10 protein-coding genes are annotated in these 11865 nt (G+C 61.6%); 8 read left to right on the forward strand and 2 right to left on the reverse strand.

Annotated features, from left to right (window positions below):
- Position 1: 1 nt before the first annotated feature.
- Positions 2-883, forward strand: coding sequence for an LpxI family protein (locus ACIQUB_RS06865; RefSeq protein WP_113235821.1), 882 nt, complete (start codon positions 2-4; stop codon positions 881-883).
- Positions 880-2061: a lipid-A-disaccharide synthase gene (lpxB, locus tag ACIQUB_RS06870; RefSeq protein WP_113235820.1), complete on the forward strand. Its 1182-nt coding sequence runs from the start codon at positions 880-882 to the stop codon at positions 2059-2061. Before ACIQUB_RS06865 ends, lpxB begins: the two co-directional genes overlap by 4 nt.
- Before the next feature lie 33 nt (positions 2062-2094).
- On the opposite strand, the gene gltA is transcribed toward lpxB, so the two are convergent.
- Positions 2095-3384 carry a citrate synthase gene (gene gltA, locus ACIQUB_RS06875; RefSeq protein ID WP_018899997.1) on the reverse strand — a complete coding sequence of 430 codons (1290 nt, stop codon included), beginning with the start codon at positions 3382-3384 and terminating at the stop codon, positions 2095-2097.
- 327 nt (positions 3385-3711) lie between these two features.
- On the opposite strand from gltA, the gene ACIQUB_RS06880 reads away from it, so the two are divergent.
- Entirely contained in the window at positions 3712-6126 is a 2415-nt protein-coding gene (locus ACIQUB_RS06880; RefSeq protein WP_402929126.1) for a ComEC/Rec2 family competence protein, read from the forward strand.
- Here the strand turns inward: ACIQUB_RS06880 and lexA are convergent.
- Positions 6120-6845 (reverse strand): transcriptional repressor LexA, encoded by a 726-nt coding sequence (gene lexA, locus ACIQUB_RS06885; RefSeq protein ID WP_018899995.1) that lies wholly within the window; start codon positions 6843-6845, stop codon positions 6120-6122. The two genes, ACIQUB_RS06880 and lexA, sit on opposite strands and share 7 nt — an antisense overlap.
- A gap of 199 nt (positions 6846-7044) precedes the next feature.
- Here lexA and ACIQUB_RS06890 point away from each other — a divergent pair, with 199 nt between their 5' ends.
- The 5 genes from ACIQUB_RS06890 (at position 7045) to pdhA (ending at position 11848) form a co-directional block, all read left to right on the forward strand.
- Positions 7045-7929 (forward strand): VOC family protein, encoded by an 885-nt coding sequence (locus ACIQUB_RS06890; protein ID WP_113235818.1) that lies wholly within the window; start codon positions 7045-7047, stop codon positions 7927-7929.
- The gene (gene kdsA / locus ACIQUB_RS06895) at positions 7926-8768 is read left to right on the forward strand and encodes a 3-deoxy-8-phosphooctulonate synthase (RefSeq protein WP_112979638.1); all 843 of its coding nucleotides are present in this window, start codon (positions 7926-7928) and stop codon (positions 8766-8768) included. The genes ACIQUB_RS06890 and kdsA overlap by 4 nt, the downstream gene beginning before the upstream one ends.
- A gap of 153 nt (positions 8769-8921) precedes the next feature.
- On the forward strand, positions 8922-10196 hold the full coding sequence (gene eno / locus ACIQUB_RS06900) for a phosphopyruvate hydratase (RefSeq protein WP_065694334.1): 1275 nt from the start codon (positions 8922-8924) through the stop codon (positions 10194-10196).
- 138 nt (positions 10197-10334) lie between these two features.
- Positions 10335-10655, forward strand: coding sequence for a septum formation initiator family protein (locus ACIQUB_RS06905; protein WP_113235817.1), 321 nt, complete (start codon positions 10335-10337; stop codon positions 10653-10655).
- Between the two features lie 146 nt (positions 10656-10801).
- Positions 10802-11848 (forward strand): pyruvate dehydrogenase (acetyl-transferring) E1 component subunit alpha, encoded by a 1047-nt coding sequence (pdhA, locus tag ACIQUB_RS06910; RefSeq protein WP_018899990.1) that lies wholly within the window; start codon positions 10802-10804, stop codon positions 11846-11848.
- The last annotated feature ends 17 nt before the right edge of the window (positions 11849-11865 follow it).

Consider the following 11865-nt stretch of genomic DNA (forward strand, 5'->3'; position numbering starts at 1 on the left):
CTTGTCTCCAACAAGTGACACGGCAAAAGGCCGCCTGGCGATCATCGCCGGCAGCGGCTTTCTGCCGTCCTATGTCGCCGAAGCCGCCAAGAGCGCCGGCGAAAACCCGCTGATCATCGCGCTGAAAAACGAGACCGACCGCTCATGGGAAGGTTTCGAGCACGCTATTGTCGGGGTCGGCGATTTCGCCGCCATCGACGGCATGCTGGACAGCCATCGCATTGACCGGGTCGTGATGTCCGGCGCGGTACGCAGGCGGCCGGAATGGCGCGAGGTTCGCCCGACGCTGAAGACGCTCGCAAGCATCCCCTCGACCATTCGCACGCTGCTCTCAGGCGGCGATGACACCGTGCTGCGCATGGTGATCGGGCTGATCGAAAAGAACGGCCGCCGCGTGATCGGCGTGCAGGAGATCGCACCGGATCTTCTGGCCTCGGTCGGTCCGCTCGGCGCGATTGCGCCATCAGCCGAGGACGTCAAGGATATCGCCAAGGCGGGGTCGGCAGCAGACGCGCTCGGCCGGCTGGACGTCGGGCAGGGCGCCGTCTCTGTTGGCGGCCGCATCGTGGCGCTCGAGGGTGTCGAGGGAACGGACAGCATGTTGCAGCGTGTCGCCGATCTGCGCGCCGCCGGCCGCATCTCGTCGCGCCGTCGCGGCGTGCTCGTCAAGCTCTGCAAGCCGCAGCAGGACCTGCGCGCCGATCTGCCGTCGATCGGCATCTCGACCATCGAGAATGCCAGCAAGGCCGGCCTGGCGGGCGTGGCGATCGAGGCTGGGCGCGCGCTGATTCTGGATCGCCCGGCAGTCATATCGGCGGCAAAGGAAGCCGGTATCTTCGTCTGCGGTCTGGATCGTGGATTGCCATCCTGGGGGCTTGAATGAGCGTGCGTGCATTGAAGGTCGCGATCATCGCGGGCGAAGTCTCCGGTGATCTTCTGGCGGCCGATCTGATCGCCGCGCTGAAGCAGCAATATGCGGGGCCAGTCGAGCTCATCGGTGTCGGTGGCGAGGGGCTGCAGGCGCAGGGCCTGACATCGCTGTTCGATTTCTCCGAGCTGTCGATCATGGGCATCACCCAGGTTCTCGCGAAGCTTCCGACGCTGGTCAAGCGCATCCGCCAGACAGCTGCGGCCGTCATTGCCGCCAAGCCCGACGTGCTCGTCATTGTCGACAGCCCCGATTTCACCCACCGCGTCGCCAAGCGCGTGCGCACGGCGCTGCCTGACCTGCCTGTCGTCAACTACGTCTGTCCGAGCGTCTGGGCGTGGAAAGAATACCGTGCGCAGCGCATGCTGCCCTATATCGACCATGTGCTGGCCGTGCTGCCTTTCGAGCCCGAGGTGATGCGCAAGCTCGGCGGTCCGCCGACAAGCTATGTCGGCCATCGCCTGACCGCCGATGTCGATGTTCTCGCGACCCGCAAGGCGAGGGCGGCAAGCAAGCCGCGCCCGGCACATGAGCCGAAGACGATCATGCTCCTGCCGGGCTCGCGCGGATCCGAGATCACGAAGCTCTTGCCCTATTTCGGCGACGCAGTGGCCGAGCTCTCTGCCCGCAACGATGGCATGCGCTTTGTGCTGCCCACGGCCCCGCGCCGCGAGGCCATGGTACGAGAAATCATCAAGGACTGGCCGGTCAAGCCCGAGGTGGTGACAGGCAAGGACGACAAGTGGAAAGCCTTCGCCGAGGCCGACGCCGCCATGGCCGCATCCGGCACGGTTATCCTGGAGCTGGGGCTCGCAGGCGTTCCCACCGTCTCGGCCTACAAGACCGATTGGATCATCAAGCTGATGACCGGCAAGATCAAGATCTGGACGGCGGCGATCCCGAACCTCGTCGCGGATTATGCTGTCGTGCCCGAGTATATCAACGAGGTCGTGCGCGGCGCGAGTTTCACGCGCTGGGCCGAGAAGCTCTCATCCGACACCTTGCCGCGCCGCTCGATGATGGAGGGCTACGATCTCGTCTGGGAGCGGATGCAGACCGAAAAACCGCCCGGCGTTCACGCCGCGGAAATCGTGCTTGACGTGCTGAAAAACAAAAAACCCGGTCAAAACTGACCGGGTTTCTTTTTGAGCTTCGATGCGTCGAGCTTAACGCTTGGAAACCGGAACGTAGTCGCGCTGCGCTTCGCCGATGTAGAGCTGGCGCGGACGGCCGATACGCTGCTGCGGATCTTCGATCATTTCGTTCCACTGAGCGATCCAGCCGACGGTGCGGGCGAGAGCGAACAGAACGGTGAACATGGTCGTGGGGAAGCCGAGAGCCTTGAGCGTGATACCCGAATAAAAGTCGATGTTCGGATAGAGCTTCTTCTCGATGAAGTATGGATCGGTCAGCGCGATGCGCTCGAGTTCCATGGCGACGTCGAGCAACGGATCGTCCTTGATGCCGAGCTCGCCGAGCACTTCATGCGTCGTCTTCTGCATGATCTTGGCGCGCGGGTCGTAGTTCTTGTACACGCGGTGGCCAAAGCCCATCAGGCGGAACGGATCATTCTTGTCCTTGGCGCGGGCGATGTACTCAGGAATGCGGTCGACCGTGCCGATTTCCTGCAGCATGTTGAGCGCTGCTTCGTTGGCGCCGCCGTGGGCAGGGCCCCAGAGGCAGGCAATGCCTGCCGCGATGCAGGCGAACGGGTTTGCACCCGAGGAGCCGGCGAGACGAACGGTGGACGTCGAAGCGTTCTGCTCGTGGTCGGCGTGCAGGATGAAGATGCGGTCCATGGCGCGGGCAAGCACCGGATTGACCACATATTCCTCGCAAGGAACGGCAAAGCACATGCGCAGGAAGTTCGACGCGTAGTCGAGATCGTTCTTCGGGTAAACGAAGGGCTGGCCGATATGGTACTTGTAGGCCATGGCGGCGATCGTCGGCATCTTGGCGATCATGCGAAGCGAAGCGACCATGCGCTGGTGCGGATCGGTGATGTCGGTGCTGTCGTGGTAGAATGCCGACAGGGCGCCGACGCAGCCGCACATGACGGCCATCGGATGCGCGTCGCGGCGGAAACCGGTGAAGAAGCGGCTCATCTGCTCGTGCACCATGGTGTGGTGCGTGACGCGGTAGTCGAAGTCCTTCTTCTGCGCGGCGGTCGGCAGTTCGCCGTAGAGAAGCAGGTAGCAGACTTCGAGGAAGTCGCCCTGTTCGGCCAGCTGCTCGATCGGGTAACCGCGATGGAGCAGAACGCCCTCGTCGCCGTCGATATAAGTGATTTTCGATTCACAGGATGCGGTCGAGGTGAAACCAGGATCGTACGTGAAGGAAGCCGTGTTCTTGTAGAGGGCGCCGATATCGATGACATCAGGGCCGATCGTGCCGCTCTTGACCGGCAGGTCGACTGTCTTCTCACCGAGTTTCAGTGTTGCGCTTTGATCCGTCATTCTGATCCTCCAAACTGGCGGTTGGCGCCTTAAAAGCGCCATAGGGTTAAGCGTCGTCTGCGATAGCTATATGATCGCGCGCCTAATGCCAAGTTACCGTGATGCCATTTTGTGCATCGCAGTATCAACTTTTAAGCACTCCAGCGATGTCGTCTCCGCATAGCGGAAGTCAATGATAAACCTGACATTTTTGATGGTTTTATTTCCCGTTTGAATTCAAACGATTATAGTTGCGTTTCGGCTCCACCGGCCTCATTCTGATTGCAGGTCAGGGTGGCTTTCGGGTGTCGTTGCATGCCGGAGTTGAATGCCAGTCACGTCGTTTTGATGCCACCCGAAGCGGCGCAAATTGCCAATTTGCCGGCCGTAACAGGGCAAAATGCCCGTGCCATAATGACGCGCGCGCCATTGACGCAGTCGACGTCGGGTTTTCTGAGTCGCGCAAGCCGAGGGATCAATCGTCAGGCATCCTTCGCAGCACAGGCATTCAGCACGGAATTCGACCACGGCCGCTTTTTCCTGGCGTCGCCCGTCTTCCTCGGCGCTGGCGCCGTCGCCTGGTTCCGGCTCGCCGTCGATATGCCCCCTATGCGGCTCCTTGCCTGGGCTATCCTCTTCGGTCTCGTCTTTGTCTTGGCCGGCGCTGCGCGCGTCGCGACCCGCCGCGTGGCGATATCAGGCCTGCTTGTCGTCCTCGGCATGTTCGCGGCGCAACTCGAGACGTGGCGCGCTGATACCATCGTTCTCGACACACCGGTGACCACGACTGTGACCGGCCGCGTGGAACGGCGCGAGGGAGATGACAACGGCCGCTGGCGCTACATCGTCAGGGTAACGCGCACGGACGAGCCCGCGCTCAAGCGTTCGCCGCAGCAGGTCTCGCTCGTCGCGCGTGCAGGAGAGCCCGTCGCGGTCGGCGGATGGCTCAGAGGCCGTGTGCGCCTGACGCCGCCAGCCGGACCTGCGCTCCCCGAACTGAACGATTTCGCCTTCTCCGCCTATTTCGACGGCATCGGCGCCAACGGCTTCTTCTACGGCGTTCCGCAGCCCATCGCGTCGCAGACCGATATCGCCGATCTCTCTGCCGCCGATCGCGCCGTGGAATGGCTCTACGGCTTGCGCAGCAGTATTGGCGACCGCATTCGCAGCATCCTGCCTGATGATACCGGCGCCTTCGCCGCCTCGCTTGTCACCGATGAGAGACGCGCTATCTCCAACGAGACGACGGAGGCCCTGCGCCAATCCGGCCTCGCGCATATCGTCGCGATCTCGGGCCTCAACATGGCGCTGTCGGCCGGCATCTGCTTTGTCGGGCTGCGGCTGTTCTTTGGACTGTTTCCTGGCTTCGCGCAGGCCTATCCGACCAAGAAGCTCGCCGCCGGCAGCGCGCTTCTGGCGCTGACCGCCTATTACATGATCTCGGGCTTCGCCGTCTCCGCCGAGCGCGCCTTTATCATGATGGCGATCATGCTGGTCGCGGTGCTGTTCGATCGCCCCTCGATCAGCCTGCGCAACATCGCGCTCTCGGCGCTGCTGATCATCCTGATGTCACCATCGGAGGTGCTGGGCCCCAGCTTCCAGATGTCCTACGCCGCGACGCTGGCGCTGGTCGCGGGCTTTGCTGTCTGGACTAGGAGGCGGCATCGCGAAAGCGTTTTTCTCACGCATCCCGCGATAAAGCCGGTCATGGTCACGCTTCGCTTCTTTGGCGGCATCGCGCTGACCTCGATGATCGGCGGTTTCTCGACGGCGCTGTTTTCGATCGAGCATTTTCATCGGCTGAGCGGCTACGGCCTTCCCGCCAACCTGCTTGCAATGCCCGTTATCTCCTTCATCGTCATGCCTTTCGGAATGCTCGCGATGTTGGCGACGCCCTTTGGTCTGGACGCGCCACTATGGACCGTCGCCGGCTTCGGGCTGGATCTGGTGATCGACATCGCCAAGATGGTTTCCGGCTGGGGCGGCAGTGTCGATATCGGGCGGATACCGGAATGGTATTTCCCGATCGCCGTGCTCGGCTTCCTAGTCTGGGGGCTGATGCGGACACGGCTGCGATGGATCGGCGCTGTGGGAGCCGCGCTTGCAACGCTCGTCGTTGTTCTGCTGCCTGCGGCACCTGCGCCCGAGCTGGTCGTCTCCGAGGATGGGAGCCTCGTGGCGGCAGTCACAGGCGACGGCCTCGCCAGCAACCGCGAACGCCCGCCCGACTTCATCTTCGGGCAATGGCAACGCGCGCTCGCGATCGAAGAACACAAGCCGCCTGACATGCTTGAAGGCGAGGCCTTGCCCATCCCGAAGAGGGGAGAGCCGCGACCAAGGCTGACACTGAAACAACAAGGCGAAGCCCGCGCCATGATGCGCGATGCCGCAGCGTCCACAAATGACAGCGCTTTTCAGTGCCTGAAGACGGCCTGGTGCGTGACAGCGCTCGACAGCGGCTACATCATCGCGATGCTCGAAAACGCCGCCTATCTCGGTCCTGCCTGCGACGTTGCCGATATCGTCATCACGCCTGTCCGTCTGCGCCAGGCGACATGCCGTTCCGGCGCAATGCTATTGACCGGCGAAACCCTCAGGCGATCGGGCGCCGTCGAAATCCGCATCGACGAGCAGGGGGCGCCGGTCGTCAAAACAGCCTATGAAAGCGTCGGTCGCCCGTGGATGCGCCATCGCGCCTATGACTGGCGCAACGACAGCTTCAGCGATGATCCGTCACCAACTAGTGACGTCACCACTCAGTGATACCGGCGAATAAGCCCGACGAGCTTGCCCTGAACCTTGACGCGGTCGGGCCCGAAAATACGCGTTTCGTAAGCCGGGTTCGCGGCTTCCAGCGCGATCGAGGCGCCCTTGCGGCGGAAGCGCTTCAGCGTCGCTTCCTCGTCATCGACAAGCGCCACAACGATATCGCCGGGGTTGGCGGTGTTGCCGTTGCGGATGATGACGGTGTCGCCGTCGAAAATGCCGGCTTCGATCATCGAGTCGCCCTTGACCTCGAGCGCGTAGTGCTCGCCGGAGCCGAGCATGTCGGCGGGGACGGTGATGTCGTGGGTGTTGTTCTGGATCGCCGAGATCGGCACACCGGCGGCGATGCGGCCCATGACGGGAACGGACGCTGAGTTGCCGTTGTCGGCGCTCGGCGCGGCCTTCGGGGCAGGGGCTGCGGCCACCGGCTGCGGCTTGCCGAGGCTGCCTTCAATGACGCTCGGCGAGAAGCCGCGTCGCGGCTGCAGGCTCGGATTATAGGCTTCCGGCAGCTTGATCACCTCGAGCGCGCGCGCTCGGTTCGGCAGCCGGCGAATGAAGCCGCGCTCTTCCAGCGCGGTGATCAGCCGGTGAATGCCGGATTTTGATGCGAGATCGAGTGCATCCTTCATTTCATCGAAGGATGGCGGAACGCCCGACTCTTTCATCCGCTCATGAATGAACAGAAGCAGTTCTTGTTGCTTGCGTGTCAGCATCGAAATGAACCCCAGAGTCGTGAAACAAAGCCAGAACGGACACTATATGTTCCATATGTGTTCCGCAAGTGCCTAAATTTTCGTAAAACTTGGCTCGGAATCGTCGCGATTTTGCACTTCATTCGATTTAACCGGGCTCGCCTCTTGCATTGTGGCGAAAGCCAGCGCACATCTCTGCCGATTTCGGGAGGATTTGCTGATGAGTGACCCCCATCCTCTGGACCACGTGGTGCTGCCGGTCGTCAACATCGAGATGGCGCGCGAGCGCCTGGGTAAGCTCGGTTTTACCGTCGCCGCCGATGCGCGGCACCCATTCGGCACCGAGAATGCCTGCGTCTTCTTCGCCGACAAAACCTATCTCGAGCCGCTCGGCATCGCCAGCCTGGAGACTTACGAAGCGGCCATCGGCGATGGCAACGTCTTCACCGCCCGCGACCGCGCCTTTCGCTTCCGCTGCGGCGATGACGGGCTGTCGGCGATCGTCTTCGGGACGCCTGATGCCGACAGTGATCACACACGCTTTCTCGCCGATGGCATGAGCGGCGGCGAGATGCTGCAATTTGCCAGGCAGATGAAGATGCCGGATAGTTCCGAGGCGACCGCCGCGTTCCGCCTCGCTTTCGCGGCCGATCTACGCGCGCCCGATTTCTTCCTCTTCGCCTGCCAGCGCGTCAACCCGCTGCCCAGCGACCGCAAGGCGTTGGAAACGCATGCGAACGGCGTTTTGGGCATCCTGTCGATCGTGCTCTCGTCCTCCGATCCGAAGGCGTTCGCGCCGCTGTTGCAGTTGGCGTCTGATGCGCAGGCGACCCGCGAGGAGGCCTTCGGTGTCAGTCTGGATGCCGGCAACGCCCGTATCAATATCCTGTCGCCGGATGGCTTGAACGCCTATTACGATCTCTCCGAGCCCAAGGCCGATCGCGGCCTGCGCGGCGCGGCGATTGTCTTTTCCGTTGCCGATCTCGCCGTGACAGAGGCGCATTTGGCTGCTAACGGGATCACCTATACACGCAAGAACAATCGAATTCTGGTGAAGGCCGCACCCGGCCAGGGCGCGCTCTTCGCCTTCGAGGAGAAACGATGACTGAAACCAATTCCGAGGTGGCCGTTGGCGAAGGCGCCGGCCGTGTGGTGTTTTCCAACACCGGCAAGCTGTCGCTGATCGCCGGCCCCTGCCAGATGGAAAGCCGCGACCATGCCTTCATGATCGCCGGCACGCTAAAGGAGCTCTGCGACAAGCTCGGTATCGGCCTTGTCTACAAGTCCTCCTTCGACAAGGCCAACCGCACGTCGCTGTCGGCCCAGCGTGGTATCGGGCTTGAAACGGCGCTTGAAGTGTTCGCCGATCTCAAGAAGGAATATGGCTTCCCCGTTCTCACGGACATCCACACCGAGGAGCAGTGCGCCGAAGTCGCCACTGTCGTCGATGTGCTGCAGATCCCGGCCTTTCTTAGCCGGCAGACGGACCTGCTGGTCGCCGCCGCCAAGACCGGCCGCGCCATCAACGTCAAGAAGGGCCAGTTCCTGGCGCCCTGGGACATGAAGAACGTGCTGGCCAAGCTGAATGCCAGCGGCAACCCGAACATCATGCTGTGCGAACGCGGCGCTTCCTTCGGCTACAACACGCTGGTCTCCGACATGCGCTCTCTGCCGATCATGGAAGCCATGGGTGCGCCTGTTGTCTTCGATGCGACCCATTCGGTACAGCAGCCGGGCGGGCAGGGTGGCTCCAGTGGCGGCCAGCGCGAATTCGTGGAAACGCTGGCGCGTGCGGCGGTCGCCGTCGGTGTCGCCGGTGTGTTCGTCGAGACGCACGAAGATCCCGACAACGCGCCGTCGGATGGCCCGAACATGGTCTATCTCAAGGATATGCCGCGCCTGCTGGAAAAGCTGCTGGCCTTCGACGCCATCGCCAAGGGCTGACGTTCAAAAGACTGACACGTTCGTGTATTAGGCCACGAGGAATAAAGCGGCGAAGCATGCGCAAAACGGCTCCGAACTGCCATTGTAATTTGCGCATCTTCGATTAAAGACGAATTTCAAACGATTTATCCACCCTCAAGCAGAGAAGAGCCGATGACCGCTATTACCGATATTATCGCCCGCGAGATTCTCGACAGCCGTGGTAATCCCACCGTCGAAGTCGATGTCTATCTCGAAGATGGCAGCATGGGCCGCGCCGCCGTTCCGTCGGGCGCGTCGACCGGCGCGCACGAAGCCGTCGAACTCCGCGATGGTGGCAAGCGTTATCTCGGCAAGGGTGTCGAAAAGGCCGTCGAAGCCGCCAACACGGAAATCTTCGACGCCATCGGCGGCATCGACGCTGAAAACCAGATCCAGATCGACAACATCATGATCGAACTGGACGGCACGCCGAACAAGTCGCGCCTCGGCGCCAACGCCATCCTCGGCGTTTCGCTGGCCGTTGCCAAGGCTGCCGCTGAAGCTGCCGGCCTGCCGCTCTACCGCTACGTTGGTGGCGCTTCCGCGCACCTGCTGCCGGTTCCGATGATGAACATCATCAACGGCGGCGCGCATGCCGACAACCCGATCGACTTCCAGGAATTCATGATCCTGCCTGTAGGCGCTGATTCCATCCGCGAAGCCGTTCGCATGGGCTCGGAAGTCTTCCACACGCTCCGCAAGGAACTGGCTGCCCAGGGTCACAACACCAACGTCGGCGACGAAGGCGGTTTCGCACCGGGCCTGAAGAGCGCTCCTGAAGCCCTCGACTTCATCATGAAGTCGATCGAGAAAGCCGGCTACAAGCCTGGCGAAGACATCCACCTCGGCCTCGACTGCGCCTCGACCGAATTCTTCAAGGACGGCAAGTACGTTCTGGAAGGCGAAGGCCGCACGCTGGAGCCGGGCGCAATGGCCGAATACCTGGCACAGCTCGCTGCCCAGTACCCGATCATCTCGATCGAAGACGGCATGGCTGAAGACGACTGGGATGGCTGGAAGGCTCTGACGGATCTGGCCGGCAAGAAGGTTCAGCTCGTCGGCGACGATCTCTTCGTCACCAACTCGGCTCGCCTGCGCGATGGTATCAAGATGGGCGTCGCCAACTCGATCCTCGTCAAGGTCAACCAGATCGGTTCGCTGACGGAAACGCTCGACGCCGTCAACACCGCGCACAAGGCAGCCTACACCGCCGTCATGTCGCACCGTTCGGGCGAAACCGAAGACAGCACGATCGCCGATCTCGCCGTTGCGACCAACTGCGGTCAGATCAAGACCGGCTCGCTGTCGCGTTCGGATCGTCTTGCCAAGTACAATCAGCTGATCCGCATCGAAGAGGGCCTCGGCCCGCAGGCCCAGTACGCCGGCCGTTCGATCCTTCGCGGCTAAGTCGTCTTATTTCAGGCATTTGGAACCCGCGCCTTCACCGGCGCGGGTTTTTTGTTGCGCCGCGTTCATAGTCAACGGACGGTTAATCTCTGCCCGGTAGTCTTCTGGTCAAGGGTAATGCGTTTCGAGAATGCGTGTATGTGGACCAAGCATCATAAGAAGAAAAAGATCGGCCGTTTCGTCATTCCGGCGATGGCGGTCGCGTTTCTCTCCTACTTCGGCTACCATTGCATCCATGGCGACTACGGCCTGCGCGCGACCGAAGTGTTCGAGCGCCAGCGCATCACGCGCGAAAGAGAGCTGGCCGTGCTTAAAAATAAGCGCGAACACCTTGAAAAGCAGGTGGCGCTCCTAAGTGATGGTTCCATGGATAGGGACATGCTGGACGAGAAGGCCCGTCTTCAGCTGAACTTCTCCCGCGCCGATGAGGTCGTCATATTCAATCATTATTCGAATTAACTGGATTCCGGTTAATCGAAATAAATTGATATTTATCAATGGCTTATTGATGAATACGAGCCATGCAATTATGGCATTGCTGCGGCGAAATTTCTTCCTTATGGTGCGCACCACCCAAGAACCGATAAACCCATAGGGAGGGTTGAATGGCTCCGCGAAAAAACGCGACCGTTTCCAGCCGTAAGACAAGCGCAAAGCCCGCAGCCAAGGCATCGAATGGCGGCCCGGTGGCCGATTTCGATCGTGACGAAGAGCTCAAGGCTTATCGCGAAATGCTACTCATCCGCCGTTTCGAAGAGAAGGCGGGCCAGCTTTACGGCATGGGCTTCATCGGCGGTTTCTGTCACCTTTATATCGGTCAGGAAGCTGTCGTCGTCGGCATGCAGATGGCGCAGAAGGAAGGTGACCAGGTCATCACCGCTTACCGCGACCACGGTCACATGCTGGCAACCGGCATGACCGCACGCGGCGTCATGGCCGAGCTGACCGGCCGCATCGACGGCTACTCCCGTGGCAAGGGCGGCTCGATGCACATGTTCTCCAAGGAGAAGCATTTCTACGGCGGTCACGGCATCGTCGGCGCACAGGTGTCGCTCGGCACCGGTCTCGCCTTCGCCAACCGCTATCGCGGCAATGACAGCGTCTCGATCGCCTATTTCGGCGACGGCGCCGCCAACCAGGGCCAGGTCTACGAGAGCTTCAACATGGCTGCTCTGTGGAAGCTCCCGATCATCTACATCATCGAAAACAACCGTTACGCCATGGGCACGTCCACGGCCCGCGCGACGGCGCAGTCGAACTACTCGCTGCGTGGTTCCGGCTTCGGCATCCCCGGCGTCCAGGTCGACGGCATGGATGTTCGCGCCGTCAAGGCTGCGGCCGACGAGGCGCTCGAGCATTGCCGTTCCGGCAAGGGTCCGATCATTCTCGAAATGCTGACCTATCGTTATCGCGGTCACTCCATGTCCGACCCGGCGAAGTATCGCTCCAAGGAAGAAGTGCAGAAGATGCGCTCCGAGCAGGATCCGATCGAGCAGGTCAAGGCACGCCTCATTGAAAAGGGCTGGGCCTCAGAGGACGATCTCAAGGCGGTCGACAAGGACGTTCGCGACATCGTCGCCGATAGCGCCGACTTCGCCCAGGCCGCACCGGAGCCGGATGCATCCGAGCTCTACACCGACATTCTGCTGTAATCGGGGAGGGTAGACCC

This window comes from Rhizobium sp. NPDC090275 (genome assembly GCF_044772225.1).
Classification (GTDB): Bacteria; Pseudomonadota; Alphaproteobacteria; order Rhizobiales; family Rhizobiaceae; genus Rhizobium.